Genomic DNA, 25,470 nt, shown 5'->3' with positions numbered 1-25,470 from the left:
TACGCTGGGGGACATGCAGCGTCGGATCTTCGGGGTCGAGACCGAGTTCGGGGTCACGTGCACCTTCCACGGCCAGCGTCGGCTCTCGCCGGACGAGGTCGCCCGCTACCTGTTCCGCCGGGTCGTGTCGTGGGGTCGTTCGTCGAACGTCTTCCTCCGCAACGGCGCGCGCCTCTACCTCGACGTGGGCTCGCACCCCGAGTACGCCACCGCCGAGTGCGACACCCTCGCGGGCCTGGTCGCCCACGACAAGGCCGGGGAACGCATCCTCGAGGACCTGCTGGTGGACGCCGAGCGCAGGCTCGTCGACGAGGGCATCGGCGGGGACATCTACCTGTTCAAGAACAACACCGACTCGGCGGGCAACTCCTACGGCTGCCACGAGAACTACCTGGTCGCGCGCCAGGGGGAGTTCGCCCGGATCGCGGACGTCCTGCTGCCGTTCCTGGTCACCCGCCAGCTGATCTGCGGCGCGGGGAAGGTGCTGCAGACCCCGCGCGGCGCCGTGTACTGCCTGTCCCAGCGTGCCGAGCACATCTGGGAGGGCGTCTCGTCGGCGACCACCCGTTCCCGGCCGATCATCAACACCCGGGACGAGCCGCACGCGGACGCGGAGCGCTACCGCCGCCTGCACGTGATCGTCGGCGACTCGAACATGTCCGAGACCACGACCCTGCTCAAGGTCGGCGCCACCCACCTGGTGCTGGAGATGATCGAGGCGGGCGTCCAGTTCCGGGACTTCACCCTGGACAACCCGATCCGGGCCATCCGCGAGATCAGCCACGACCTCACCGGCCGCCGCACCGTGCGGCTCGCCGGGGGGCGCGAGGCCAGCGCCCTGGACATCCAGCGCGAGTACCACGCCCGCGCCGTCGAGCACCTGCAGGCGCGGGGGAGCGCGGACAAGTCCCTCGAGCGCGTGGTCGAGCTGTGGGGCCGCACGCTGGACGCCGTCGAGTCCCAGAACCTCTCGCTGATCGACCGCGAGGTGGACTGGGCGATCAAGCACCGGCTCGTCGAGCGCTACCGCGCCCGCAACGACCTGGACCTCTCCAGCGCCCGCGTCGCGCAGCTCGACCTCGCCTACCACGACATCCGCCGCGGCCGCGGCCTGTTCGACATGCTGCAGCGCAAGGGGCTCGTCGAGCGCGTCACGGACGACGGCGAGATCGAGGTGGCCAAGGACACCCCGCCGCAGACCACCCGGGCCAAGCTGCGCGGCGACTTCATCGCCGCCGCCCAGGCCGCGGGCCGGGACTTCACCGTCGACTGGGTGCACCTGAAGCTGAACGACCAGGCCCAGCGCACCGTGCTGTGCAAGGACCCGTTCCGCAGCGTCGACGAGCGGGTGGACCGGCTGATCCAGTCCCTCTGAGGGTCTCGGTCCCGTGGTTCCGGCGAACGGCGCGTCCGCTCACGTCTGGTGAGCGAACGCGCCGTTCGCGTCGAGGGGGGCGGGCGCTACTCGATGCCGGGCATCATCTTCCGGCGCAGGTCGGCGAGGGTCTGCTGGACGCCGTCGTCCGCCGGGCCCGCGTAGTCCGCGGCCGGGGCGATGCCCAGGGCCTGGAGCAGCGCGGCGGCGGCCTGTTTGGGATCGCCCGTCTCGCCGAGCACCGGGTGCAGGCCCTCGTCGGCGAGATGGTGGAACACCAGGTTGACGACGGTCCACGGGTTGTAAGTCTCTGTGCTCCCGGTCACAGAGCAAGGCTCCGCCCGTGGTGATCTCGGGTCAAGGCCGCGGGGTGTCGCAGCCTGAGACACGCGTTCCGCGGGGCGCCCGCGGGATTCGAACGGTTGGTCGTATGCTGCCCCCGTGTCCGCCGCCCGCGCCGAGCGCCTGGTCAACCTGGTGCTCTGCCTGCTGTCGACGCGCCAGTACCTGCCCGCCGAACGGATCCGCGGGATCGTGCCCGGCTATGCGGACGCGCCGTCGGACGAGGCCTTCTTCCGGATGTTCGAGCGGGACAAGACCGAGCTGCGCGAGCTGGGCGTGCCGCTGGAGACCGGCAGGCAGTCGGCCTTCGACACCGTGGAGGGCTACCGGATCGCACGGGGCGACTACGAGCTCGGCGAGATCGACCTGGACACCGAGGAGGCCGCCGCCGTCGCCCTCGCGGGCTCGCTGTGGGACTCCCCGGAGCTCTCCGGTGCCGCCCACGGCGCGCTGCGCAAGCTGCGGGCCGCCGGTGTGGAGGTGGACGAGACCCGGGGGTCGGTGCAGCCGCGGGTCCGCGCCACCGAGCCGGTGTTCGGGCCACTGCTGGCCGCGGTGCAGGCCGGGCAGGCCGTCTCGTTCGACCACCGGCGCGGCGGCCCGACCGGCGAGGTCGTCCGCCGCACCGTCGAGCCGTGGGGCGTGGTGTCCTGGCGCGGCCGCTGGTACCTCGTGGGCCACGACCGCGACCGCGCGGACGTCCGCTCCTTCCGGCTCTCCCGCATCCTCGAGCCGATCACCACGGTGGGCCGCCCCGGCGAGGTCACCGTCCCGCCGGGCACGGACCTGATGGCGTCGGTCCGGCGGAACTTCGACTACGGCCCGGTCACCGGCACCGCCCGGGTCTGGGTGCCCGAGGGGCAGGCCCACGGGCTGCGCAGGCTGGGCACGGTCGTCGAGTCCCGCGCCGGGGGAGACGTGCTGGAGATCGAGCTGCGCAGCGAGCGCACCGTGGCGCGGTGGCTGGCCGGGGCGGGGCCGGACGTCGTGGTGCTCTCGCCCCCGTCGCTGGTCGAGCACGTGCGCGGGCTGTGGGCGGGCGCGCTGGCGGCGCACTCGTGAGCGCGGTGACCGACCGGCTGCCGCGGCTGCTGTCGCTGGTCCCGTACCTGCTGGCCCGGCCCGGCGTGCTCGTCGAGGAGGCGGCGGCGGACTTCGGGATCACCCCGCGGCAGCTGCGCCGCGACCTCGAGCTGCTCTGGATGTGCGGCCTGCCCGGCTACGGCCCCGGCGACCTCGTCGACCTGTCCTTCTCCGGGGACACCGTGACCGTCACCGAGGACGCGGGCATGCGCCGCCCACTGCGGCTGACCACCGCGGAGGCGACCGCCCTGCTCGTGGCCCTGCGGACGCTGGGGGAACAGCCGGGCGTCGTCGACACCGCGGCCGTGCAGCGGGCCACCGCGAAGATCGAGCAGGCGGTGGGGGACGCCGGCGTCGCTGCCGTGGCGGTCGACCTCAGCCGCGAGGAGGAGGCCACCGCCAAGGCGGTGCGCGGCGCGCTCGACCACGGCCGGGCGCTGCAGATCCTGTACTACACCGCGGGGCGGGACGCGGTGTCCCGGCGCACCGTCGACCCGATGCGGCTGCTGCTCGTCGAGGGGCACGGCTACCTCGAGGCGTGGTGTCGCGAGCGGGAGGGCGTGCGGCTGTTCCGGTTGGACCGCGTCGAGGAGGTGACCGAGCTCGACGAGCCCTCGGCGCCGCCGTCGGACGCCGAGCCCACCGACGTCTCGGCCGGGCTGTTCGCGCCGAGCGAGGAGCACCGCTCGGCGGTCCTGGAGGTCACCCGCGAGGCGCGGTGGATCGCGGAGTACTACCCGGTGGACGAGGTCGTCGAGCACCCGGACGACTCCGGCGGGGCGCGGGTCCTGCTCCGCTACGCCGACCCGGCGTGGCTGGTCCGCCTCGTGCTGGGGCTCGGCGGAGCGGCGCGGGTGGTCGAGCCGCCCGAGCTCGCGGCGGCCGTGGCGGAGCGGGCGCGGGCGGCGCTGGCGTTAAAGATGGAGGACTGATGGGTTTCTACTGGGTGCCGATCCTGCTGGTCGCGCTGGCGGTCGTGTTGCTGCTCGGCCTGGCCGTGGTCGTCTTCTCCCACGTCCGGCGGCTGACCCACACCCTCGAACGGGGACGCACCCGCACCTCGGCGGCCTTGCGGCCGTTGTCACAGCAGGCGACGGCGCTGAAGGCGCGCCGTCGAGCCGCGTAGTATCGGCGGCGAATCGCTCTCGACGGAAGGACCGCCCATGCCGAGTCTCGGTGGGTGGGAGATCGTGATCCTCGTGGTCGTGGTGCTCCTGCTGTTCGGTGCCAAGAAGCTGCCCGACATGGCCCGCTCCGTCGGCCAGTCCGCCCGGATCTTCAAGGGCGAGATGAAGGGCATGAAGAAGGACGGCGAGGAGGAGAAGCCCGCCGCGCAGGCCCCGCCCGCGCCGCTGCCGCCCGTCCAGGCCCAGGAGACGCCGACCGCGAAGGTCGAGCAGCCCGAGCCGCGTCAGTAGCCTCGGGTCGTGGTGAAGCTCCCCGGTCGTCGGAAGAAGAACCCCGACGGCACGATGACGCTCGTCGAGCACCTCTACGAGCTGCGCAACCGCCTGGGCGTCTCGCTGATCGCGATCGCCCTCACCACGATCATCGGCTACATCTGGTTCGAGGTCGGCTTCTTCGGCGGGCCCAGCCTCGGCGGGCTGCTCAAGGAGCCGTACTGCTCGCTGCCCGCGTCCTCGCGGGCGGTGTTCACCGCGGACGGGTCCTGCACGCTGCTCGGCACCGGGCCCTTCGACCAGTTCATGCTGCGGCTCAAGGTCGGCGCGGTGGCGGGCGTGATCCTGGCCTGCCCGATCTGGTTCTACCAGCTGTGGGCGTTCATCGTGCCCGGGCTGTACGCGAAGGAGCGCAAGTTCGCGCGGATCTTCGTGGCCACCGCGGCGATCCTGTTCGTCGCGGGCGCGGTGCTGGCCTACTTCGTGGTGGCCGAGGGCCTCGGGTTCCTGCTCACCATCGGCTCCGAGGTCCAGACCACGGCGCTGACCGGCGAGAGCTACTTCAGCTTCGTCATCGCGCTGCTGCTGATCTTCGGGGTGAGCTTCGAGATCCCGCTGCTGGTCGTGATGCTCAACCAGGTCGGCATCCTGTCCTACGAGCGGCTGCGCAAGTCGCGGCGCGGGATCATCTTCGGGCTGTTCGTGTTCGCCGCCGTGGCCACCCCCGGCCAGGACCCGATCTCGATGACGGCGCTGGCCGGCGCGTTGACGCTGCTGTTCGAGCTGGCCATCCAGATCGCCCGGGTGCACGACGGGCGGGCGGCGAAGAAGCGCGCCGCCGAAGGCTGGGACGACTGGGACCCGGACGCCCCGAGCCCCATCGACACCACGCCGAGCAGGATCGACGACGCACCGAGCTCCCTCCCGCCGCCGGCACCCGTCCACACCCGCGACATGGACGACGTCACGTAGCCACTCCCGGCGAAGTGTCGGGGTGGTGTGACAGCCTGGGTCGGTGGCCAGTACCGACGGTCGACTCCGCGAGCTCCGTCTCCGCAGCACACCGGCCCCGGCCGACGCCTATGCGGCGGCCCGGGCCCGAGCCGTCCGCCCGCAGCTCGCGGACTTCGCGGGCGCGCTCCCGTTCGGGCTCGACGGATTCCAGCGCGAGGCCTGCGAGGCCTTGGAGGACGGGCACGGCGTGCTCGTCTGCGCCCCCACCGGGGCGGGCAAGACGGTGGTCGGCGAGTTCGCCGTGCACCTCGCGCTCGCCCAGGGCCTGAAATGCTTCTACACCACGCCCATCAAGGCGCTGTCGAACCAGAAGTACGCCGATCTCGTCGAGCGGTACGGGGCGTCCGCGGTCGGGCTGCTCACCGGGGACTCGTCGGTGAACGGAGACGCGCAGGTGGTCGTGATGACCACCGAGGTGCTCCGCAACATGATCTACGCGGGGTCCAGCGCCCTCGAGCACCTCGGCTACGTGGTGATGGACGAGGTCCACTACCTCGCGGACCGCTTCCGCGGCGCGGTGTGGGAGGAGGTCATCCTCCAGCTCCCCGAGCACGTCTCCCTGGTCAGCCTGTCGGCCACGGTGTCGAACGCCGAGGAGTTCGGCGACTGGCTCGTCGCGGTCCGCGGGGACACCTCGGTCGTGGTGGACGAGGTGCGCCCGGTGCCGCTGTGGCAGCACATGTTCGTCGGCACCCGGTTGTTCGACCTGTTCGCCGAGAAGGCCGGTGAGCTGAAGGTCGATCCCGAGCTGCTGCGCCAGACGCGGGAGCTGTCCCGGCAGGACCAGATGGCATCGTGGACCTCGGGGCGCGGCCGCGGTCGCGGCGCCCCGCGCGGGCGGGGCGGCATGCGTCCGCCGTCCCGGGTCACCGTGATCGACCGGCTGGACCGGGCCGGGCTGCTGCCCGCGATCACCTTCGTCTTCTCTCGCGCGGGGTGCGACGCCGCCGTCGGGCAGTGCGTGCGCGCGGGCCTGCGGCTGACCAGCGAGGCGGACGTCGGCGAGATCCGCCGGATCGTCGAGAAGCACACCGGCGACCTGCCCCAGGCAGACCTCGGCGTGCTGCGGTACTGGGAGTGGCGCGAGGCCCTGGAACGCGGGATCGCGGCGCACCACGCCGGCATGCTCCCCGCGTTCAAGGAGACCGTCGAGGAGCTGTTCGTCCGCGGGCTGGTCCGCTGCGTCTTCGCGACCGAGACGCTCGCGCTCGGGATCAACATGCCCGCCCGCACGGTCGTGCTGGAGAAGCTGGTCAAGTACAACGGCGAGGCGCACGTCGACCTCACCCCGGGCGAGTACACGCAGCTGACCGGGCGCGCCGGGCGGCGAGGGATCGACGTCGAGGGGCACGCCGTCGTCGTCTGGGCGCCCGGGGTGGACCCCGAGCACGTCGCCGGGCTGGCGTCGACCCGGACGTACCCGCTGCGCAGCTCCTTCCGCGCCGACTACAACATGACGATCAACCTGGTCGAGCGGCTCGGCATCGAGCGGGGCCGAGAGCTGCTCGAACAGTCCTTCGGGCAGTTCCAGGCGGACCGGTCGGTCGTCGGGCTGGCCCGGCGGATCGAGAAGAACACCGAGGCGCTGGCCGGGTACGCCGAGGCGATGGAGTGCCACCTCGGGGACTTCTCCGAGTACGCCCGGCTGCGCCGGCAGGTCTCGGACCGGGAGCGGTCGCTGCGCAGGCTGGGCTCGGCGGAGCGGCGGCAGGAGGTCACGGAGTCGCTGCTGGAGCTGCGGCCCGGGGACGTGATCGCCGTGCCCGGGGGCAAGCGTGCCGGGCTCGCCGTCGTCCTGGAGCCCCCGGGGCACGCGGACGACCCGCGGCCCCTGGTCCTCACCGAGGAGCGGTGGGCGGGTCGGCTGTCCGCGGCGGACTTCCCGGCCGCGGTGAAGGTGCTGGGCCGGATGCGCCTGCCGAAGCGGGTCGACCACCGCACGCCGCGGGTGCGGCGCGATCTCGCCTCGTCGCTGCGGAACACCGGGATCGTCGCGCCGGCGCCGCCCCGCAAGCGGGACCGCGGGGGAGCGGGGGACGACGCCGAGCTCCTGGCCCTGCGTCGCGCCCTGCGCAACCACCCCTGCCACGGCTGTGACGACCGCGAGGCCCACGCCCGCTGGGGCGAGCGGTACGCGCGGCTCGAGCGCGACACCGCCCAGCTCCGCGAGAAGGTGCGGGCGACCACGCACTCGCTGGCCCGCGGCTTCGACCGGATCCGGGCGCTGCTCGGCGAACGCGGGTACCTGGCGGGCCCGGACGGCGCGGAGGTCACCGAGCACGGCAAGCGCCTGTCGCGGCTGTGGGGCGAGTCGGACCTGTTGGCCGCGGAGTGCCTGCGCCACGGTCTCTGGGACGCGCTGACCCCCGAGGAGCTGGCCGCCGTGGCCTCCGCGCTGGTCTACGAGTCGCGCCGCGACAACGCGCCGGTGCCGCGGGTCCCGGCGGGCGCGGTGACCGAGGCGCTCGGCGAGACCGTCCGGCTCTGGTCCGGCCTCGTCGAGGACGAGCGCCGGCACAAGATCGACCGGACCCGCGAGCCCGACCTCGGGTTCGCCTGGCCGATCCACCGCTGGGCCCGCGGGGAGAGCCTCGCGCAGGTGCTCGAGGCCGCGGACCGCAACGGTCAGGAGCTCTCCGCGGGCGACTTCGTCCGCTGGGCCCGCATGGTCCTCGACCTGCTCGAACAGATCGCCTCGGTGGGCCGGGGCACCCCGGTCGGCCGCACCGCGGCCCAGGCCGCCGGCGCGGTCCGCCGCGGAGTCGTGGCGGCGGGGGTGGGCTGAGCGGGCGCCCTCGCGGTCGGAGGGCAGCCCGAGTGTCCGCCGGCCCGGTCGGTGCCTGCGGCCGGGCCGGCGGCGGGTGCGCGGCTGTGCGGTCTGTTCGCCGGCGGTGCCCGGGAGGGTGAGGTCTGTCGGGTGGCGCTGCGCGGCTGTGCGGTCTGTCCGGCGGCGCTGCGCGGGAGTCTTCCGTCTGTCGGGCGGCGGTGCCCCGAGTCGGCGCCCGCAGCGGGCTCGGTGACCGAGGGTGAGTGGACGGGTGCGGCGGGTCCACGGCGACGTGAGCCGGGGCTCGCTCGCGGACGACCGGCCCCCGCGGCGGGCGGTGGTGTGCTTGGATCGACGGCCGATGCCGCCGCAGGCGGCGCCGGCTCCGCACGCGACAGGAAGGCTCCGATGAGCACCCCACAGGACCCGCACGGCGGCGACAGGGACTGGGGCCGCCCGCCCGCGGGCGGCTGGGGGGCCGTGGGCCCCTCCGATCCCACCGCGGACCCGCCGACGCCCGCCTTCGGCACCCCGGCGGTGGAGCCGCAGGCGGACCCGGCAGGCGCGGAGTCGTCCCGGTACGGCTGGGACACCCCGCCCTCGGGCTCGGCCCCGGGTGCCGGCGGGGCTGGTGCGTCCGCCCCCGCGTGGGCGGACGACGGCGCCGCCGGGTGGGCCGCGGGCGGGGCGTCGGACTGGGACCGGCGGGGCTCCGCGAGCGGGTGGGACCAGGAGATCGCCCCGAGCGCGTGGACCGGTGACACCGGGAGCGGGGCGGGCGGCCAGGTCGGCTGGAACCCCGAGACGGGCCGCGCCGGGGCCACCCCTGCCGGCTGGAGCCCGGAGACCGGCCAGGGCGGCCAGGGCGGCGGTCAGAATGCCGGACCGGCCGGCTGGGACCCGCAGACCGGCGCGCAGGGCGCTGTGCCCGACGGCCGGGACCCGCGGGGCGGCCGGGCGCAGCAGCCGGGGCAGCCGGGGGGTGCGAGCCCGGCCGGCGGGTGGGACCCGCAGCGGCCGGGCGGTGGGGACCCGCGTGACGGTTCACCCGAGTCCGCCGCCGCAGCCACCGCGGCGCTGAGCGCGACCGCGCCGCGCGGTCGCAGCCGCCCCTCGGAGGAGGGCGGTCGGCGCGGCGGGCGCAGGCTCCCGCTGCTCATCGGCGCGATCGTCGGGGTGCTGGTCGTGGCGGCGGTCCTCGTCCTCGGGTTCTGGCGGCCCGGCTTCTTCGTGACCGAGGAGTTCGACCGACAGGCCCTCCAGACCGGGGTCACGCAGGTCCTCACCCAGGACTACGGCCTCGAGGTCACCGCGCTGACCTGCCCCGACGGCCAGCGGGTCACGGCCGGGTCGAGCTTCACCTGCGCCGCGACGGTCGACGGCGAGAACGTCACCGTGCCCGTCACCGTGCTCGACGACCAGGGCACCTACCAGGTCGGCCGGGTCTGACAGCCCGGCACGGCGATCTGACACGGCGATCTGACACGGCGACCTGACACGGACGCCCGGGCACGACGGCCGGCCACGACGGGCAGGCACGACGGGCAGGCACGGCGGGCAGGCACGGCGGGCAGGCACGGCGGGCAGGCACGGCGGGCGAGCAGGGCGTGCGGGACGGAATCGGGATGACAGGGTGCGGCCGCCGGGCGAGGATCGCCCCGTGAGCCCGCACGTCCGCATCCTCCGGCCCGACGAGTACCGCACCGCCCACACCCTCTTCGGGCAGGCCCTGCACGCGGCGCCCGCCGACGACGAACGCTGGGCGCGCTCGTCCGCCCTGTACGTCGACGGCCGCACGCTCGGCGTGGACGGCGACCCGGCCGCAGACGGCACGCCCGTCCTCGCCGGGACCGCGATGAGCTTCCCGACCCGGCTGACGGTGCCCGGCGGCGCGTCGGTACCGATGGCGGCGGTGACCCGGGTCGGCGTGCGCGCCGACCACACCCGCCGCGGGATCCTCAGCTCCCTGATGCGGGCGCAGCTCGAGGACGTCGCCCGTCGCGGAGAGGTCGTCGCGTCCCTGCGCGCCAGCGAGGCCCGGATCTACGGGCGTTTCGGCTACGGCGTGGCCACCCGGGGCCGCGACGTGGAGGTGCGGTCGCACGCCGCGCTCCGTGCGGGGGCGCCCCGGTCCGGTGCCGTCCGGATGATCACCGCGGAGGAGGCGCGGGCCGACCTGCCCGCCCTCTACGAACGCATCCACGCCGCCTCCGCCGGACCGGGCGCGATGACGCGCGCCGCGGGCTGGTGGGAGCTGATGCTCCACCGCTCCGCGTCGACGACCACGGCGAGCGGGTACGCCGTCCACCGTGGCCTCGACGGCGACGACGGCTACGTCGTGTGGAGCGTCGAGAACAAGGGGGACGCGTTCGGGGCGAACGCGCTCCGCGTCGGAGACCTGCAGGCCGCGAACCCGGCCGCACTCACCGGGCTCTGGCGCTTCCTGCTCGGGGTCGATCTCGCCGAGAGCGTGACCGCGCACCTGCGGCCGCTCACCGAGCCGGTCGAGCTGCTGCTCGAGGACCCCCGGGCATGTGCGGTGACCGGGGTCGGCGACGAGACCTGGCTGCGCCTGGTCGACGTGGCGGCCGCCCTGGCGGCCCGCTCCTGGGGCGACGCCGAACCGGTGCGGATCCGCGTCCACGACCGCCTGCTGCCCGCCAACGACACGGTCCACGTCGTGGGGGAGAAGGGGGTCGTGGACCCGGAGGGCTCCGCGGAGCTGGAATGCGACGTCGCGGGGCTCGCCATGGCCTACCTCGGCGACCGGACCCCGTCCGAGCTGGCGGCCGCGGGCTGGTGGACCGCGCACGACCCCACTGCCGTGGCCCGGGCCGACGCGCTGTTCGCCGCCTCGACCGTCCCGTGGTGCGGCACGTTCTTCTGAGCCCCCGGGCCTACCCCGCCAGCGCCTTGACGAGCCGCTCCACCGACCCGCCCAACCCCCAGCGCTCGGCGAGCGCGTCCAGCGCCGCCGGGTCGGCGGGTGCGGACGGCAGGATGTCGGGCCGCGAGAGATCCACGGTCGCGTCCTGGCGCACGCGGACGACCGGCTCCACCACGGACAGGTACTCCGACGCCTTGGCCAGTTTCTGGCGCGCCGAGGCGTCCATCCGGGTGTCCGACGGGTCCTGGACGGCCGCGAGCAGCTCGGCCCATGACCCGAACCGGCCCACCAGGGTCGCCGCCGTCTTGGCCCCGACCCCGGGTACGCCCGGCAGACCGTCCGAGGGGTCCCCGCGCAGCATGGCCATCTCCGCGTACGCCTCGCCCGCGCGGTCGCGGGGGACGCCGTACTTCTCGGCCACCTCCGCGGGCCCCAGCAGCTCGGCCTTCGCCAGGCCGCGGCCCACGTACAGCAGCCGCACCGGGACGGGTTCCTCGCGCACGATCTGCATCAGGTCCCGGTCCCCGGACACCCCGAGCACCGGGTCCGTGCCCTCCCGGTGGGCGAGCGTGCCGATCACGTCGTCCGCCTCGCAGCCCTCGGCGCCGCCGGTCGCGATGCCCGCCGCCGCGAGCACCTCGAGGATGATCGGGACCTGCGGGGCCAGCGTGTCCGGCACCTCCTCCGGAACCCCGGCCGGGGCCGTCGCGGGACCCGTTCCGCCCGCGCCCTCGATGCGGTGTGCCTTGTAGGAGGGCAGCGCCTCCACCCGGAACGCCGGCCGCCAGTCGAGGTCCAGGCAGGCCACGAGCCGCGCGGGGCGGTGCTCGGCGACGAGCCGCGAGATCATGTCGGTGAAGCCGCGCACCGCGTTGACCGGGGTCCCGTCCGGCGCGGTGATCGACTCCGGCACCCCGTAGTAGGCGCGGAAGTACATGCTGGCCGCGTCGAGCAGCATGAGCGATCCGGGCAGCGCTTTCGGGGACTGGGCCGTCTCGGGAGCCGTCACGGGGGATGAGCATGCCAGGCCCGGCCGACCGGGAGGGTGCGCGGCCACGGCCCGGCGTCCGGCGCCCACGAACGTTCGCCGGGTGATCGCGGGATCCGGGTGGTTCCTCGCAGGACGCCCCCGCGCCGCCTGTCGTGGGGTGCGGGGGCAACGCCGCGAGGGGTCGCCCGGGCCCGCGAGGACCGGTGATCGCTCGTGGCCACCGCACTAGGCTGCACGCATGAGCCATGCCGTCCCCACCGAGCTGCTCGCCGACCGGCTGCGCCGGGCCGGTGAGGTGGCCGCCGAGCAGGGCCAGGACGTCCTGCTGATCACACCGGGCACCGACCTGCGCTACCTGGTCGACCACTCCGGGGAGTCCCACGAGCGGCTGACCTGCCTCGTCCTGCCCGCGGCGGGGCACCGCGCCCCGCCGGCGCTCGTGGTCCCGCGCCTGGAGGCGCCCGGCTTCGACACCGCCACGCTGGAGGCGCTGGGGATCGAGATCCTCACCTGGACCGACGGCGAGGACCCCTACCTGCTGGTCAGCGACCTCGCGGGCGGCCCGACCCGGATGGCCGTGGCGGACGGCATGCCCGCCCACCACGTGTTCGGCCTGCGGGACGCGTTCCCGGACGTGCCGCAGTCCCTCGCCGGGCCGGTGGTCCGGGAGCTGCGCATGCGCAAGGACGCGGCCGAGATCGCCGAGCTGCGCGCGGCGGGCGCGGCCATCGACCGAGTGCACGCCCGGATGGCCGAGCTGCTCAAGCCGGGGCGCACCGAGGCGCAGGTCGGGGCGGACATCGCGGCCGCGATCGTGGCCGAGGGCCACACCGCGGCCGCGTTCGTGATCGTGGGCTCGGGGCCGAACGGCGCCAGCCCGCACCACGACGTGTCCGACCGGGTGATCGAGCCCGGGGACATCGTGGTCATCGACATCGGCGGGCCGCTGCCCAGCGGTTACCACTCCGACTGCACACGGACCTACGCGGTCGGCGGTGAGCCGAGCGCGGAGATCGCCGCGACCTACGCGGTGCTGCAGGAGGCGCAGGAGCGCTCGGTGCAGTCGGTGCGCCCGGGTGTGTCGGCACAGAGCGTCGACGACGCGGCGCGCGAGCCGATCACGGAGGCGGGCCACGGGTCGCGCTTCGTGCACCGCACCGGGCACGGCATCGGGCTGGACGTGCACGAGGAGCCCTACATCGTCGGCGGCAACGCGCTCACCCTCGAGCCGGGGATGGCGTTCTCGGTGGAGCCGGGCATCTACACCGACGGCGCCTGGGGTGCCCGGATCGAGGACATCGTCGTGGTGACCGAGTCCGGTGTGGAGCGCCTGAACAACGGGCCCCGTGACCTCGTGGTGCTGTAACCGGCTCACGCCGCCACCTCCGGGTGGACCCGACCGTCCCGGGCGGGCACGCAGGCCGCCCGGGACCCGCCCGCCCGCACGAACTCCGACAGGCAACCCGCGATGGCGGTGTGGGCCGCCGCGGTCGGGTGGAAGGACTCCTGGAACAGCCGCATGCCCGCGGCACCGAGCGTGCCGGCGACCAGCGCCGCCGGGTCGACGGACAGCCTGCGCTGCCACTCGTCCCGCAGCGCGCCGGTGCACGCCTCGCGGCCCTCGGCGACGCGGGTGAGGTCGAGGAAGCGGGCTCCGGTGTGCGCGGCGGCGGCACCGATCGTGGCGGCGAGCGCGGGGAAGGCCTCGGTGCGCGCCCACCGCGCGTCCGGGCGCGAGTAGGGGCAGCCCTGCACGCCGTGCCAGGCGGGCATCGCCTCGCTGCCCGGGGCGGCGTAGGAGAGCAGCACGAGGGCGTAGTCCGGGTCCGCGTAGCCGGCCGCCGCCATCGCCGCCCGGACGTCTCGCACCACCCCCTCGATCCGCGGGCCCACCGCCGCCAGCCGCGCCGCCCACGTCGGCCCCACCGAGGTGCGGCACCCCGGCTCGAGCGGGTGCACGAATGCCCGGATGCAGGCGACCGCCGTGCCGGACAGGTCGGGTTCGTCGTTCGCCCCGACCTGGACCGTCACCGCCACCACCCGGTCCCGCCGGGCGACGTCGGTCAACCGGGCGGTCTGCGAGCGCTCGGTGTACCGGACGCCGCCACCGGCTCCCACCTGCGCGGTGTCCGCGCCGGAGCAGGCGAGGTTCACCCCGCGGCCGGCCAGCGTGGTCCGGTGCACGTAGGCGGCGGGGGAGCGGTGACAGTGGTTGCCGCCCTCGCCGCGGGTCCCGGGTTCGTAGTCACCGGCGCCCTCGCCGGACGCGGCGCTGTCGCCCAGGGCGACCACGACGGGTGGTCGTGGATCGTCCGGTGGTACGGCGGCCTGCGCGCGCCCCGTGAGGGGTGGGGCGGCGAGCACCGCACCGACCGCGACGACGGTGAGCGCTGCGGCGCCGACGAACAGGAGCGGGATCCGCACGAGGCGGGGGAGCGAGAGGTTCACGCGGCGGACGCTAGGCAGGCCGACCCGCGGCCGACAGGCCCGGACTCGCAGGCTGGGGACAGACCGGCCCGCTCACCGAGACGGAGGCGCCGGCGCTGCGCCGGACGGCCTACGGACTGCCACCGTGTGGAGCTGACCTGGGGATGAACGAGACCGGGGCGGCGGAACCGTCGGGGGCGCCTGCTAGGGCCGTCAGCCCTCCCAGTCCGGGCCGCGGCGCAGGAGCACGTGGGCGGTGACGCCTGCGACGGCGAGCAGGGCGAGGATCAGTGCGAGCGCCGGGGCGGGGCCTGCGGTCCGCACGATGAGCGCGCCGACCGTCGCCCCGACCAGCAACGACAGCACCGCCGCGGCCCGGCGGTACACCGTCTGGCGACGCAGGTGCCGGTAGTCGGCGGCGAGCCCGACCATGCTCATCGAGATCACGCTGGTGTTGAGGTCGGGTACCGCGATGCGGCGGGCCACGGCGTTCTGCAGACCCATGGCCAGGGCCGCGACCGCCGCGGCGCTCACCGTCGAGGCTCGCACGCTCGCGCCGGGGCCGGGCGGCCACACCAGCACGATCGCCAGGCAGAGGGCGAGCAGCACGATCTCGGCGCCGATGGCGAGCCGTAGGAGCTCCCCGCGGGACGGGAGGCGCTCGACCAGCGTTCCGGCCGCCGCCGCGCCGATGAGGAAGGCCGCGAGTGCGACACACGAGGTGAGCAGCGAGAACTCCGGCACGCCCGCGACCGCGAAGCCCATGATCACCACGTTGCCGGTCATGTTCGCGACGAACACCCGGCCGAGCGCGAGCAGGCTGACCGCGTCGATCACGCCGGTGACCAGCGTGAGCAGCAGCAGGAGGAGGGGGAGGGAACCGTGGCGCGGGTCCGCGAGGTGCCACCAGTGCCGTTGCGGCATGCGCGAAGTCAAGCAGCGGCCACCCCGTCGGCGACAGGGCTGCGCGGTCGAATCTCGCGGCGTGGGTGTCGCGGCCCGGTCGAGCGAGCGGCGCGTTCGCCCACACCTGGTGAGCGGGCTTGCCGGCGCGCTCAGGGGGAACCCTGACCCGGATGGGGACGTTCTCCGGATGTCCCGGCCCGAGATCACGGGCAGGGTGGACGTGTGGCGGCGAGACCCGCCGCCCGCCGACGAAGGAGACTGACCCTGATGGCCTCGACGCTCACCCGCCCCCGCAACGGCACCGTGATCGCCGGTGTCTGCGCCGGACTGGCCCGCCGCTTCGGCCTGTCGCCGTTCCTGGTGCGGCTGCTGTTCCTGCTGTCGTGCCTGCTGCCGGGTCCGCAGTTCGTGATCTACATCGTGCTGTGGATCATCATGCCCAAGGCGGACTACTGAACGCGTCCGAGTGACCTCGGCGGGGCGGCCGTCCGCCCCGCCCGCACCTGTGGCATGCTGTCCGCCGTGATGGACCGGACGAGCCGCCGCCCCCTCGCGGGCCGCTGCTGTCCGGGGTGTTGTCGCTTCTCCCGCTGACCACCCCGTCCATCCCGCCGTCCCCGCACGGCACCGCACAGTCTGCGAGCTCATGGCCGTCACCGCGCCTTTCCCGTCCGTTCCCGCTCACGCTCCACTTCGGACCGAGCCCGACCTGCGCGGACAGACCGTGGTCGCGCTGCACCCGCACCCGGACGACGAGGCGATCTTCACCGGCATCACGTTGCGCAGGCTGGCCGACGCGGGCGCCCGCACCGTGCTGGTGATGGCCACCGGCGGCGAGCTCGGCGGCTCCCGGATCCCGCTGTCGGACGGCGAGACCGTGCGGCGCAGGCGGCTGCGCGAGCTGGAGCGCTCCGCCGAGCTCCTCGGCGTGTCGCGGCTGGTCCTGCTGAACCGGCGGGACTCGGGGCTGCCGGGCGGCCCCGACAACAGCCACGCCCGGGCCCTGGCGGGCGCCGAGCCGCTGTCGCTGGCCACCCGGGTGGCGGAGGTCGTCGACGAGGAGGGCGCGGGCACCCTGCTCGCCGACGACGAGCAGGGCGTCTACGGCCACCCGGACCATCGGATGGCGGGCGTCGTGGGCACCATCGCCGCCGAGCTCACCGGGGCGCAGGCCTACCTCGCGACGGTGGATCGCACCGGTCTCGCCGAGGGCGGCCACCTCGTCCACGGCGCGGCCCGCGCCGCCGCCGTCGAGTTCGGGAGGGCCTCGGACGAGATCGCCCTGACGGTCACCGGCGACGCCCGCCACCTCACCGTCAAGCGCGCCGCGATCCTGGCCCACGCGAGCCAGGTCGACCCGGCGGCGCTCCCCGAGCAGGACTTCGCCGCGGCGTACGGCCGGGAGTGGTTCCGCCGCACGGGCGGCGCCGACGCCCCGGGCGTCCTGGACCTGCTCTGACCGTGACCGTCACCGCGCTGGCCACGGCCCTGTCCGCGTTGGGCGGGGTCCCCGTCGGTCCGGCCGATCTCGACCGGCCGACCCCGTGTGCGGAGTTCGACGTCCGAGGCCTGCTGACCCACGTCGTCGGCTGGCACCACGTCTTCGCCGCCTGCCTGACCGGGACGGCGGCACCGGGCGATCCCACGCACGTCCTGCTGGACCCGGTCGCGGACCTCCGCGTCTCGTCGCGACTCCTGCTGGACGCCTTCGACACCGCTCCCGAGGAGGCCGAGCTCCCCTACCGCGGGCGCACCCCGGTCCCGGTGCTCGTGACCGAGCTGGTCGCCGAGACCGTGCTGCACGGCTGGGACCTCGCGACCGCGCTCGGCGCCCCGTTCGCCGTGGACGACCTGGTCCTGGCCGAGGCCGAGCGCGGGCTGGCGCTGCTGCGCGGCGAGGTGTTCGCCGCCGAGGCCTTCCAGCCCGCCACCGGGACGGGGGTCGGGGCGGGCGGGTTGCCCGGCCTCGTCGCCCGCAGCGGCCGCGACCCGGGCTGGAGCCCGTAGGCCGCCTCGACGAAGTCCCCTGATCGCGGTCTCCGCGCCCGGCTCGTGCCCGGCGGCGTCGCCGCCCCCGGCCGAGTGCGCTCGGTCCGAGGCCGGGACGGCGCCTCGCCGACCACGACCCGGATCACGACGCCCATCGATCGCGACGTCGCCGAAACGGCTTAGGCTCACTCTCGTGGCCGCCCCCGCCCTCGATCCCACGCCGCCGCCCGCCCGGACCCGGGTCGCCCGGCTCGGCGGGCGGCTGCTGCTCGCCGCCGCGGCGGGCGTGCTCCTCTACGTGAGCTTCCCGCCCCGCGACCTGTGGTGGCTCGCCCCACTGGTCTTCGCGGTCCTCGGGCCCACCCTGCGCGGCGTCCGCGCCCGCCGCGGGTTCCTGCTCGGCTGGGTGTTCGCCCTCGGGTTCCTCGTTCCCCTCCTGTCCTGGACGGGCGGGTTCGTCGGGGCGCTGCCGTGGCTGGCGCTGTGTCTGTTCGAGGCGTTGTTCTTCGGGCTCGCGGGTGCCGGGATGGCCGTGACCGCCCGCCTGCCCGCCGCGCCGCTGTGGGGCGCCGCGGTGTGGGTCGGCATGGAGGCCGTCCGCAGCCGGGTGCCCTTCGGCGGGCTGCCGTGGGGGCGGGTGGGGTTCGGGCAGGCGGAGGGCCTGTTCCTCCCGGCGGCCTCGGTGGGCGGCGTGCCGTTCCTGTCGTTCGTGACCGTGCTGGCCGGGCTCGCCCTGGGCGAGCTGGCCCGACGGCTGGTCCGCCGCGAGATCGGGGGCGCCGCCGTGCCCGCCGTGCTGCTCGTCCTGGCGCTGGTCGCGGGTCCGCTCGCCGCGCTGGTCCCGGTCACCGTCAACGCACCGGACCGACAGCTCACCGTCGCGGCGATCCAGGGCAACGTGCCGCGACTGGGCCTGGACTTCAACGCCCAGCGCCGCGCCGTGCTGGACAACCACGTCCGGGTCACCGAGCAGCTCGCCGCGGACGTCGCGGCGGGCAGGCAGCCGCAACCCGACGTCGTGCTCTGGCCGGAGAACTCCTCGGACATCGACCCGTTCCGCAACCCGGACGCCGCGGCGGAGATCTCCCAGGCCGCGGCGGCGGTGCGCGCCCCGATCCTGGTGGGCACGGTGCTGGTCAACAGCGACCGCACCACGAGCAACTCGGTCCTCGTCTGGGACCCCGTGCAGGGTCCGGTGGCCCGCAACGACAAGCGCCGCATCCAACCCTTCGGCGAGTACATGCCGTGGCGGTCCTTCTTCCGGCTGTTCTCGTCCTACGTGGACCGGGCGGGCAACTTCGTGCCCGGCCCCGGGCCCGGGGTGCTGCAGGCGGGCGGCGCCGAGATCGGCATCACGATCTGCTGGGAGGTCGCGTTCGACGACCTCGTCGCCGACAGCGTCGACGCCGGCGCCACCCTGCTGGCCGTACCCAGCAACAACGCCACGTTCGGCCTGTCCGAGATGACCTACCAGCAGCTCGCCATGTCCCGGGTGCGGGCCGTCGAGCACGACCGGCCCACGGTCGTCGCCACGACGTCCGGCGTCTCGGCGCTCATCGACACTCAGGGCACAGTGACCGGACGAACCGGACAGTTCGTGCCCGGGACCCTGGTCGGTGTCGAGACGCTGCGGGACACGACTACGCTGGCCACTCGGTTGCGGTCCGGCCCCGAGTGGGTGCTGACCGCAGTGGGGGTCGCGGCGATCGCCGCCGCGGTCGTCGGTCGGCGTCGCGGTCGCGCGGGGTCGCACCCGGCGGGGACAGGAGAGGACATCGATGGCTGAGCCTCCGGGACCGGTCCTGGTGGTCATCCCGACGTACGAGGAGCGGGAGAACCTGGGGCGCGTCGTCGCGCGGCTCAACGCGGCGGTCCCCGCCGCGGACATCCTCGTCGTCGACGACGCCAGCCCGGACGGCACGGGCGAGCTCGCCGAGGAGATGGCGGCGGCCGACCCGCGGGTGCGGGTGCTGCACCGCGAGGGCAAGAACGGTCTCGGCGCCGCCTACCTCGCGGGCTTCCGGCACGCCCTCTCCGGCGAGCACCAGGTGGTCGTGGAGATGGACGCGGACGGCTCGCACGCCCCCGAGGACCTGCCGGCCCTGCTCGCCGCGCTGGACGACGAGGGCGACGACGGGGCGGGCGGCGCCGACCTCGTGATCGGGTCCCGGTACGTGCCCGGCGGGCAGGTCGTGAACTGGCCGCTGCACCGCCAGTGGCTCTCCCGCGGCGCGAACCTCTACGCCAAGCTCGCCCTGGGCGCGCCGGTGCAGGACATCACCGCCGGGTACCGCGTGTACCGCCGCGAGGTCCTGGAGGAGCTGGACCTGGACTCGGTGATCTCGCAGGGCTACTGCTTCCAGATCGACCTGGCCTGGCGGGCGCTGCAGGCGGGGTTCCGCATCCGGGAGGTGCCGATCACCTTCACCGAACGGGAGAAGGGCTCCTCCAAGATGGACGCCTCGGTGATGGCGGAGGCGTTCGTGAACGTCGCCCGCTGGGGCCTGGAGCACCGCACGTCGTGGCTGCGTCCGAAGGCGCGCGTGTGACGGACCCGGACGAGCGCGAGGTCCTGACCTGGGAGCTGTTCGGACTCGCGGCCCGCGAGCTGGCCCAGGAGGTCGCCGACAGCGGTTACCGCCCGGACATCATCCTGTCCATCGCCCGCGGCGGGCTGTTCGTGGCGGGCGCGCTGGGCTACGCCCTCGACGTGAAGAACCTGCACGTGATGAACGTCGAGTTCTACACGGGCGTCGGCGAGCGGCTGGCGTTGCCGGTCATGCTGCCGCCGGTGCCGAACGTCATCGACCTGTCGGGGCAGAAGGTCCTCGTCGCCGACGACGTCGCCGACACCGGCGCCACGCTGAAGCTCGTCCGGGACTTCTGCGGCGAGCACGTCGCGGACGTCCGCTGCGCGGTGGTCTACGAGAAGCCGCAGAGCGAGGTGCAGTGCGAGTACGTGTGGCGCCGCACCCCGCTCTGGATCAACTTCCCCTGGTCGACGCAGCCGCCGGTGGTGCCGAACGCGTCGGTCCTCGACGCGTAGGGCGCACTAGAGCGCGGCCAGCTCGGCCTCCAGGTCGTCCAGCCCCAGCGAGCCCTGGGACAGGGCGGCCATGTGCCAGGCCTTCAGGTCGAACCCCGGCTTGCGGGAGGCCGCCGCCCGACCCGCGAGCCAGGCCCGCTCGCCGAGCTTGTAGCTGATCGCCTGGCCGGGCCCGCCGAGGTAGCGCAGCAGCTCGGAGTCCAGGAAGGCGGCGTCTCGTCCGCAGTGGGCGCCGAAGAACTCCCGGGCCCGTTCGGGCGTCCACGGGGCGCCCTCGTACTCGAGCTCCAGGTGCATGCCGATGTCGATGATCACCCGGACGATCCGCATCATCTGCGCGTCCAGGTAGCCCATGCGCTCGCCGGGGTCGACGAGGAATCCCAGCTCGTCCATCAGCCGCTCGGCGTAGAGCGCCCAGCCCTCGATGTTCGCGCTGACCATCCCCGCGGACGCCTGGAACGACGAGAGCCGGTCGCTGCACAGCGCCCACTGCGCCAGCTGCAGGTGATGCCCCGGCACCCCCTCGTGGTACCAGGTGCTGACCAGTACCGCTTCTTAGCGGGTTTGAGGCGACACCTGACCGGGCCCTCAAACGAGGGCGGCCCGAACCCTGGACGGCAATCCGGGGCCGGGCCTGACCGAACCACCTGACGTAACCAGGAGGTGCGGCTGTGCCGCATTCTGCCGTGCACGAGGTCCTTGAGACCATCCCGGCCCACACTCACGCCGTCTGGTGCCGTGCACACGAAGAAGAGTCGGATTACGACCAGACGTGCCGGACCCAGCCCGTCAAGTTTCAGTCGACGACAACGAGCGGCATGCCGCTTGGGCACATCGGAGCCGTGGTCGAACAAAGCTCCGTCTTTGACGCTCTCAGCGGCCCGCCTGACGCCTGGGACATCCGCCCAGCGCAGATCGAACTGACCACGTACCACCGGAGTGGCAACGAGGACGGCCATGTCTGGCTGACGCCGGGCATGGCCCGCCGCCTCGCGGCGGCGCTGATCGATCTCGCCGACCTCGCCGACGACGAGACCGGGCGGGCTGCTCGATGACGACCATCGAACGCGTCCGCCGCGGCGCCGACACCGCACTCATCCGCTTCGTCATCCTCGGCGAGAAGGCGCGCGTTCCCGCCGCTGCCCTCGCCGCGGTCGCCCTCATCGGCGAGGCCGTCGGCTGGTGGGTGATCCCGTGAGCCAGCTCCACGTGGCCGTGTCGCTGCCGATCGAGGCCGGCGGCGAACCAGTACAACCGGTCGACGTCCGGCCGTACGCGAACCAGATACTGCTCGAACTCGGCTCGCTGAGCATCGCCGTCACACCCGGCCAGGCCGAGCGGCTCCGCGACAAGCTCACCGAGGCGCTCAACCTGCGGGCGACGGGGTGGAAGCAGTGAAGTACCGCGCCCGCAAGACGCTCCGCTTCGGCCCGTTCTACGCCACCGTCACCCAGGCCGGGCGCTGGTCATTCGGGATCAAGGTCGGGCCGTTCACCCACAACCTTCACCCGCCGCACCACGTCGATCGACACCCCCGGTCCCGGCGGGTTCCACCACCAGCACAAGCGGCGGGGTGATCGGTGATGGGACGTCTCTTCCTCGCCCTCGCGGCGGTCGTCCTGATCGCCGTCGCGTGGCTCACCCACGACCCGGCCCCGGTCCTGCTCCCGCCCACCCCTGCCGCACTGTGCCGCGCCGAGGACCGCGAGACCGCCACGGTCATTCGCGTAGACGACGAGGGCCGGACGGAGGTGACCCCGTGCAGCGACTGATCGCCGCCATACTTCTCGGGCTCACCGCCGTCATGGCTGTCGCGCTGGGCTCCGCGCTTGGGGTCTACCTCTGGCTGCCCAGTCCAGAGGAGATCGGGCGGGCCATGATTCCCACCGCCGTAGGGGAGCCGAGCCGCACCGTCGACACGTTCCTCGCCGAGCTCGAACAGCTCGGGCGGGACCTCGCCGGGGGCGAGCGGTGAGCCGCCGGGACTGGATCACCGACGTGGGCATCGCAGTCGTCGGGACGGCAGCCGCGATCCTCACGTTCGTCACCCTGAGGGACCTCGGCAACGCCGTCGGCATCACCGGCTGGCTCGCCTGGTTGGTCCCCGTCACCATCGACGTCGCCGGGATCGTCGCCGCCCGCGTCTGGCTACGTGGGCAGGCCCCACCCGACGCCGTCAAGTTCGCCCGCCTCCTCGCCTGGTCCTGCATCGGGGCATCCATCTCGGGCAACGCCGGACAGCACTACATGGAGTCGGTCGGACTGGCCGCCCCGTGGTGGACCGTCGTCCTCGTCTCCGCTGTCCCAGCCGCCACCCTCGGCGCGACCGTCCACCTCGGGCACCTCGCCCACCGGGCCGCCGCACCTGACCGGTCAGACCGACACTCGCCCACCGGTCAGCCCGCGTGGGCGGACGTCTCCGCCGAACGACTCGACCGCCAGGACGAGTGGCGCGACCCCTGGGAGGACGGTCGCTGGCCGTGCGACGGTCGTCCGGACGAACTGACCGCCGGACCGAACTCGGGAAGCAGGGTTTCGCGTCGCGAAGACCTACTCGCCGGGACAGCCTCAGACGACACATCGCACCCGGACTCGACCTGGACCGACGCCGACATCACCGCCGACTGCGGGGCCTGGTTCGCCGCCGCCGGAGATCAGTCCCGGGAGGCAGTCCGCCGCCGCTACGGCATCGGGTCCGGCCGGGCTGACCGCATCCGGACCGCGGTCCTGACCAGGGAGACGGTGTGACCGCCAAGCGCCGCCGCAAGGCCCGACCGGAGTTCAACTTCGGGGTGTTCCTCCACCGCATCGTCCGGGCGGCCCGCGCCTTCCTGACCGCAGTCCGGACCGCCGGACCGAACCCCGGACCGGCACCCACCCCCACCCGCTCGCCGTGGCCACGGTGCCCGTCCTGCCACCGCACCGTCGCCTCGCTCTGCGACGACTGCGAGACCTGCCCGCCCTGCTGCCCGGGCCACGACACCGACGCCGACACCGACGACACCCCGACCCTCGGGAGCCGACCGTGACCGCCACCGACCCCACCACTCCTGCCCGCAAGACCGCGCTGGAGAAGCTGACCGCCGAACGGGAGGTCGCCCCACTCGACCTGTCCCAGCCCATCCGGCCCGCCGTCCTGAGGGACAAGGCGGCTGCCAAGTCCGCGGCTTCGAACGCGGTCAAGCGGAACGCCTACATCGCCGGGAAGTTCCTGCTCCACCTGCCCGTGCTGTGCTGCCTGCTGGTCGGGTACGCCCCGCGCGGCCTCGCCCGCCTGGTCGCAGCCCTGGCGAAGTATCTGTACGACCACGACAGCGCGCAGGTCCGGCACCAGCACGCCGAGAAGACCGAGACCGCCGAGTACTTGCGCGCCCAGAACATCCGCCGCGCCAACCTCAAGGCCCGCTGGTTGGTCGCCTCCACGGTCGCGCTCGTGGTGCTGTTCCCGGTCCTGGCGTGGACGTTCCCGCGCATCCTCGCGTGGGTCGTCGGGGCCGCCACCGCGGTGTGGATCGTCAAGCTGATCCCCGGCCGAGGGCTCGCCGAGCTGGCCGTCGCCGCGATCGCCTGCGCTGCCGTCGGCTTCGGCCTGCCCTACCTGCTCGTGTACATCCCCGCCCCGCCCCTGTGGGCTGTCATCGTCGTGCTCGCCGCCGCGGTGGTCGCGCTCGGATGGGTGGGTCGCCCCCGTGGGAAGACCCTCGTGAAGCGCGCCGACGTGGCCGCAGCCGGTCTCGTGGAGAAGCTCACCGCCCCGTACGTCATCGACGCCCTGCTCCGCCTCGGGATCGGCGGCATGGGGGAGAAGCAGCGCGACGACATCAAGTTGCTCATGGACGTCGCCCGCGTGGGCGCCGGATACCAGGTCGACCTCGAACTCCCGGCCGGCGTCGAGGCCGCAGCCGTGATGGAGAAGCGCGGGAAGCTGTCCGCCGCCCTTCGGCGCGAGCTCGGCTGCGTCTGGCCTTCCGTCGGCGCCCGCCACGAGGGCCACCTGTCCCTGTTCGTTTCTGACCAGCCGATGAACCGGACCGCGCAGAAGCCGTGGCCGCTGATGAAGGACGGCCTGGTCGACGTCTTCCAACCGGTCCCGTTCGGTACCGACCAGCAGGGCCAGTGGGTCACGATCACCATGGCGTACGCCAACGGCGTCATCGGCGCGGTGCCCAGAATGGGCAAGACGTTCGGGCTTCGGCAGATCCTGCTCACCGCCGGTCTGGACCCACGCGCGAAGGTGTACGCCGTCGACAACAAGGGCACCGGTGACCTCGCGCCTTGCGGACTCTACGCCCACTTCTACGGTGTCGGAGAAGAGGAGGAGGACGTCGAAGCGCAGCTCGCCGCCATGCGCGAGGTGCGGGAGGAGATGCGCAAGCGGGCTCGGATCATCCGCGGGCTGCCCCGGGAGAAGTGCCCGGAATCGAAGGTGACCAGCGTCCTCGCGAACCGCCGCGACCTGTGCCCCATCGTGATCGGAGTGGACGAGACGCAAGTCTGGTTCGAGCACGAGGACAAGGCGGTGCGCGAGGAGTTCACCCGCATCATGACGGACCTGGTCAAGAGGGGTCCCGCCCTGGGCATCATCGTCTTCCTGGCGACGCAGAACGTGAACGCCAACACCATCCCGACCGCCATCTCGAACAACGCCGTCATTCGGTTCTGCTTGAAGGTGTTCGGCTGGCAGGCGGGTGACCAGATCCTCGGGACCGGGGCCTACAAGTCAGGCCTCGACGCGCAGATGTTCGCGGCCGAGGACAAGGGCATCGGCTACCTCCGGGCGGACGGCACAGTGACCCGCATCGTTCGCACGGTGTTCGGCCTGGACGCGGTCGCCGCTGAGAAGGTCGCCGAGCGGGCCCGGGCCGCCAGGGTCGAACGGGACCTACTCACCGGCATGGCGGCAGGGGAGGAGCCGGAACCCGACGAGCCGACCGCCGACCTCCTCGCCGACTGCCGCGACGTGCTCGACCACCCCGCCGTCAAGGCCATGCACCTGGCGGCGCTCCGGGAGCGGCTCGAACTCCTGCGGCCCGGGATCTGGGGTCACCTCGACACGGAGGCCCTGGGCTCGATGCTCCGGGCGGCTGGGGTGCGCGTCGGCCAGGTCAAGGCGGAGGGACGGAACACCTCCGGGGTGCGGCGGGAGTGGCTCGACGAGGGCGCCGACACGGTAGGTGAGGCCGGGTAGGTGACCGCTGCCGGGTAGGTCGTCACCTACCCGGCGCGGCTACCCGCCTGACCTG

At 73.9% G+C, this 25,470-nt stretch carries 29 protein-coding genes; 24 read left to right on the top strand and 5 right to left on the bottom strand.

Translation table 11 applies throughout. The features are described from left to right. Nucleotides 1–13: 13 nt before the first annotated feature. Nucleotides 14–1,375 carry a Pup--protein ligase gene (gene pafA, locus L3X23_RS09220; RefSeq protein WP_093077546.1) on the top strand — a complete coding sequence of 454 codons (1,362 nt, stop codon included), beginning with the start codon at nt 14–16 and terminating at the stop codon, nt 1,373–1,375. Between the two features lie 86 nt (nt 1,376–1,461). Here pafA and L3X23_RS09215 read toward each other — a convergent pair whose 3' ends face one another. After that, nucleotides 1,462–1,701 (bottom strand): hypothetical protein, encoded by a 240-nt coding sequence (locus tag L3X23_RS09215; protein WP_093077543.1) that lies wholly within the window; start codon nt 1,699–1,701, stop codon nt 1,462–1,464. A 115-nt stretch (nt 1,702–1,816) separates the two neighbouring features. Here L3X23_RS09215 and L3X23_RS09210 point away from each other — a divergent pair, with 115 nt between their 5' ends. From L3X23_RS09210 to L3X23_RS09175, 8 genes are all read left to right on the top strand, one after another. Beyond that, nucleotides 1,817–2,779: a YafY family protein gene (locus L3X23_RS09210; protein WP_237191749.1), complete on the top strand. Its 963-nt coding sequence runs from the start codon at nt 1,817–1,819 to the stop codon at nt 2,777–2,779. Beyond that, complete coding sequence (locus L3X23_RS09205; RefSeq protein ID WP_237191747.1) at nt 2,776–3,732, top strand: YafY family protein; 957 nt, start codon at nt 2,776–2,778, stop codon at nt 3,730–3,732. Before L3X23_RS09210 ends, L3X23_RS09205 begins: the two co-directional genes overlap by 4 nt. Next, nucleotides 3,732–3,926: a hypothetical protein gene (locus L3X23_RS09200; protein WP_237191745.1), complete on the top strand. Its 195-nt coding sequence runs from the start codon at nt 3,732–3,734 to the stop codon at nt 3,924–3,926. Before L3X23_RS09205 ends, L3X23_RS09200 begins: the two co-directional genes overlap by 1 nt. Nucleotides 3,927–3,963: 37 nt before the next feature. Continuing rightward, on the top strand, nt 3,964–4,218 hold the full coding sequence (gene tatA, locus L3X23_RS09195) for a Sec-independent protein translocase subunit TatA (protein ID WP_093077536.1): 255 nt from the start codon (nt 3,964–3,966) through the stop codon (nt 4,216–4,218). A gap of 54 nt (nt 4,219–4,272) precedes the next feature. Continuing rightward, entirely contained in the window at nt 4,273–5,172 is a 900-nt protein-coding gene (gene tatC / locus L3X23_RS09190; RefSeq protein WP_255734500.1) for a twin-arginine translocase subunit TatC, read from the top strand. A 43-nt stretch (nt 5,173–5,215) separates the two neighbouring features. After that, nucleotides 5,216–7,999 (top strand): RNA helicase, encoded by a 2,784-nt coding sequence (locus tag L3X23_RS09185; protein WP_237191741.1) that lies wholly within the window; start codon nt 5,216–5,218, stop codon nt 7,997–7,999. Nucleotides 8,000–8,389: 390 nt separating this feature from the next. After that, nucleotides 8,390–9,430 carry a DUF4333 domain-containing protein gene (locus tag L3X23_RS09180; protein ID WP_237191740.1) on the top strand — a complete coding sequence of 347 codons (1,041 nt, stop codon included), beginning with the start codon at nt 8,390–8,392 and terminating at the stop codon, nt 9,428–9,430. A gap of 211 nt (nt 9,431–9,641) precedes the next feature. Continuing rightward, nucleotides 9,642–10,868 carry a GNAT family N-acetyltransferase gene (locus tag L3X23_RS09175; protein WP_237191738.1) on the top strand — a complete coding sequence of 409 codons (1,227 nt, stop codon included), beginning with the start codon at nt 9,642–9,644 and terminating at the stop codon, nt 10,866–10,868. Nucleotides 10,869–10,878: 10 nt separating this feature from the next. On the opposite strand, the gene L3X23_RS09170 is transcribed toward L3X23_RS09175, so the two are convergent. Further along, nucleotides 10,879–11,826: a 5'-3' exonuclease H3TH domain-containing protein gene (locus tag L3X23_RS09170; protein ID WP_374204982.1), complete on the bottom strand. Its 948-nt coding sequence runs from the start codon at nt 11,824–11,826 to the stop codon at nt 10,879–10,881. 271 nt (nt 11,827–12,097) lie between these two features. Here L3X23_RS09170 and L3X23_RS09165 point away from each other — a divergent pair, with 271 nt between their 5' ends. After that, the gene (locus L3X23_RS09165) at nt 12,098–13,225 is read left to right on the top strand and encodes a Xaa-Pro peptidase family protein (RefSeq protein WP_237191736.1); all 1,128 of its coding nucleotides are present in this window, start codon (nt 12,098–12,100) and stop codon (nt 13,223–13,225) included. A 5-nt stretch (nt 13,226–13,230) separates the two neighbouring features. On the opposite strand, the gene L3X23_RS09160 is transcribed toward L3X23_RS09165, so the two are convergent. Together L3X23_RS09160 and L3X23_RS09155 are read right to left on the bottom strand one after the other, a co-directional pair. After that, nucleotides 13,231–14,307: a GDSL-type esterase/lipase family protein gene (locus L3X23_RS09160; protein WP_237191734.1), complete on the bottom strand. Its 1,077-nt coding sequence runs from the start codon at nt 14,305–14,307 to the stop codon at nt 13,231–13,233. A 192-nt stretch (nt 14,308–14,499) separates the two neighbouring features. Then, nucleotides 14,500–15,210 (bottom strand): YoaK family protein, encoded by a 711-nt coding sequence (locus L3X23_RS09155; RefSeq protein WP_237191732.1) that lies wholly within the window; start codon nt 15,208–15,210, stop codon nt 14,500–14,502. Between the two features lie 249 nt (nt 15,211–15,459). On the opposite strand from L3X23_RS09155, the gene L3X23_RS09150 reads away from it, so the two are divergent. From L3X23_RS09150 to L3X23_RS09125, 6 genes are all read left to right on the top strand, one after another. Then, the gene (locus tag L3X23_RS09150) at nt 15,460–15,648 is read left to right on the top strand and encodes a PspC domain-containing protein (protein WP_237191730.1); all 189 of its coding nucleotides are present in this window, start codon (nt 15,460–15,462) and stop codon (nt 15,646–15,648) included. Nucleotides 15,649–15,838: 190 nt separating this feature from the next. Next, entirely contained in the window at nt 15,839–16,651 is an 813-nt protein-coding gene (locus L3X23_RS09145; protein ID WP_237191729.1) for a PIG-L deacetylase family protein, read from the top strand. A 2-nt stretch (nt 16,652–16,653) separates the two neighbouring features. After that, entirely contained in the window at nt 16,654–17,199 is a 546-nt protein-coding gene (locus L3X23_RS09140) for a maleylpyruvate isomerase family mycothiol-dependent enzyme (protein ID WP_237191727.1), read from the top strand. A gap of 175 nt (nt 17,200–17,374) precedes the next feature. Further along, nucleotides 17,375–18,967: an apolipoprotein N-acyltransferase gene (gene lnt / locus L3X23_RS09135; RefSeq protein WP_237191725.1), complete on the top strand. Its 1,593-nt coding sequence runs from the start codon at nt 17,375–17,377 to the stop codon at nt 18,965–18,967. After that, nucleotides 18,960–19,730 carry a polyprenol monophosphomannose synthase gene (locus L3X23_RS09130; protein ID WP_237191723.1) on the top strand — a complete coding sequence of 257 codons (771 nt, stop codon included), beginning with the start codon at nt 18,960–18,962 and terminating at the stop codon, nt 19,728–19,730. The genes lnt and L3X23_RS09130 overlap by 8 nt, the downstream gene beginning before the upstream one ends. Continuing rightward, entirely contained in the window at nt 19,727–20,227 is a 501-nt protein-coding gene (locus tag L3X23_RS09125; protein ID WP_237191722.1) for a phosphoribosyltransferase, read from the top strand. Before L3X23_RS09130 ends, L3X23_RS09125 begins: the two co-directional genes overlap by 4 nt. Nucleotides 20,228–20,233: 6 nt before the next feature. Here the strand turns inward: L3X23_RS09125 and L3X23_RS09120 are convergent, their stop codons facing one another. Continuing rightward, a complete protein-coding gene (locus tag L3X23_RS09120) occupies nt 20,234–20,773 on the bottom strand; it encodes a DUF885 domain-containing protein (RefSeq protein ID WP_255734494.1) in 540 nt (179 codons plus the stop codon). A 125-nt stretch (nt 20,774–20,898) separates the two neighbouring features. Here L3X23_RS09120 and L3X23_RS09115 point away from each other — a divergent pair, with 125 nt between their 5' ends. The 8 genes from L3X23_RS09115 to L3X23_RS09080 all read left to right on the top strand — a co-directional run bounded on the left by L3X23_RS09115 (nt 20,899) and on the right by L3X23_RS09080 (nt 25,415). Then, nucleotides 20,899–21,282: a hypothetical protein gene (locus L3X23_RS09115; RefSeq protein ID WP_237191718.1), complete on the top strand. Its 384-nt coding sequence runs from the start codon at nt 20,899–20,901 to the stop codon at nt 21,280–21,282. Continuing rightward, entirely contained in the window at nt 21,279–21,425 is a 147-nt protein-coding gene (locus L3X23_RS09110) for a hypothetical protein (protein WP_237191716.1), read from the top strand. Before L3X23_RS09115 ends, L3X23_RS09110 begins: the two co-directional genes overlap by 4 nt. Then, nucleotides 21,422–21,625, top strand: coding sequence for a hypothetical protein (locus tag L3X23_RS09105; protein WP_237191714.1), 204 nt, complete (start codon nt 21,422–21,424; stop codon nt 21,623–21,625). The genes L3X23_RS09110 and L3X23_RS09105 overlap by 4 nt, the downstream gene beginning before the upstream one ends. A 185-nt stretch (nt 21,626–21,810) precedes the next feature. Further along, nucleotides 21,811–21,999, top strand: a complete 189-nt coding sequence (locus tag L3X23_RS09100) for a hypothetical protein (RefSeq protein WP_237191712.1) — start codon at nt 21,811–21,813, stop codon at nt 21,997–21,999. Continuing rightward, nucleotides 21,987–22,202 (top strand): hypothetical protein, encoded by a 216-nt coding sequence (locus L3X23_RS09095; RefSeq protein ID WP_237191711.1) that lies wholly within the window; start codon nt 21,987–21,989, stop codon nt 22,200–22,202. Before L3X23_RS09100 ends, L3X23_RS09095 begins: the two co-directional genes overlap by 13 nt. 23 nt (nt 22,203–22,225) lie before the next feature. Beyond that, nucleotides 22,226–22,975 (top strand): DUF2637 domain-containing protein, encoded by a 750-nt coding sequence (locus L3X23_RS09090; protein ID WP_237191709.1) that lies wholly within the window; start codon nt 22,226–22,228, stop codon nt 22,973–22,975. Beyond that, complete coding sequence (locus L3X23_RS09085) at nt 22,972–23,256, top strand: hypothetical protein (protein ID WP_237191707.1); 285 nt, start codon at nt 22,972–22,974, stop codon at nt 23,254–23,256. The genes L3X23_RS09090 and L3X23_RS09085 overlap by 4 nt, the downstream gene beginning before the upstream one ends. After that, on the top strand, nt 23,253–25,415 hold the full coding sequence (locus tag L3X23_RS09080; RefSeq protein ID WP_237191705.1) for a cell division protein FtsK: 2,163 nt from the start codon (nt 23,253–23,255) through the stop codon (nt 25,413–25,415). Before L3X23_RS09085 ends, L3X23_RS09080 begins: the two co-directional genes overlap by 4 nt. The last annotated feature ends 55 nt before the right edge of the window (nt 25,416–25,470 follow it).

It is taken from the genome of Pseudonocardia sp. WMMC193 (assembly GCF_021728735.1).
Classification (GTDB): Bacteria; Actinomycetota; Actinomycetes; order Mycobacteriales; family Pseudonocardiaceae; genus Pseudonocardia; species Pseudonocardia oroxyli.
This window is presented reverse-complemented; position numbering and strand designations above follow the sequence as displayed.

Excerpts from the sequence above, each read along its gene's own strand:
- pafA (WP_093077546.1), top strand. The coding sequence starts at position 14 with ATGCAGCGTCGGATCTTCGGGGTCGAGACCGAGTTCGGGGTCACGTGC.
- L3X23_RS09200 (WP_237191745.1), top strand. The coding sequence starts at position 3,732 with ATGGGTTTCTACTGGGTGCCGATCCTGCTGGTCGCGCTGGCGGTCGTG.
- tatA (WP_093077536.1), top strand. The coding sequence starts at position 3,964 with ATGCCGAGTCTCGGTGGGTGGGAGATCGTGATCCTCGTGGTCGTGGTG.
- tatC (WP_255734500.1), top strand. The coding sequence starts at position 4,273 with ATGACGCTCGTCGAGCACCTCTACGAGCTGCGCAACCGCCTGGGCGTC.
- L3X23_RS09180 (WP_237191740.1), top strand. The coding sequence starts at position 8,390 with ATGAGCACCCCACAGGACCCGCACGGCGGCGACAGGGACTGGGGCCGC.
- L3X23_RS09170 (WP_374204982.1), bottom strand. The coding sequence starts at position 11,826 with ATGCTGCTCGACGCGGCCAGCATGTACTTCCGCGCCTACTACGGGGTG.
- L3X23_RS09165 (WP_237191736.1), top strand. The coding sequence starts at position 12,098 with ATGAGCCATGCCGTCCCCACCGAGCTGCTCGCCGACCGGCTGCGCCGG.
- L3X23_RS09155 (WP_237191732.1), bottom strand. The coding sequence starts at position 15,210 with ATGCCGCAACGGCACTGGTGGCACCTCGCGGACCCGCGCCACGGTTCC.
- L3X23_RS09150 (WP_237191730.1), top strand. The coding sequence starts at position 15,460 with ATGGCCTCGACGCTCACCCGCCCCCGCAACGGCACCGTGATCGCCGGT.
- L3X23_RS09145 (WP_237191729.1), top strand. The coding sequence starts at position 15,839 with ATGGCCGTCACCGCGCCTTTCCCGTCCGTTCCCGCTCACGCTCCACTT.
- L3X23_RS09130 (WP_237191723.1), top strand. The coding sequence starts at position 18,960 with ATGGCTGAGCCTCCGGGACCGGTCCTGGTGGTCATCCCGACGTACGAG.
- L3X23_RS09110 (WP_237191716.1), top strand. The coding sequence starts at position 21,279 with ATGACGACCATCGAACGCGTCCGCCGCGGCGCCGACACCGCACTCATC.
- L3X23_RS09100 (WP_237191712.1), top strand. The coding sequence starts at position 21,811 with ATGGGACGTCTCTTCCTCGCCCTCGCGGCGGTCGTCCTGATCGCCGTC.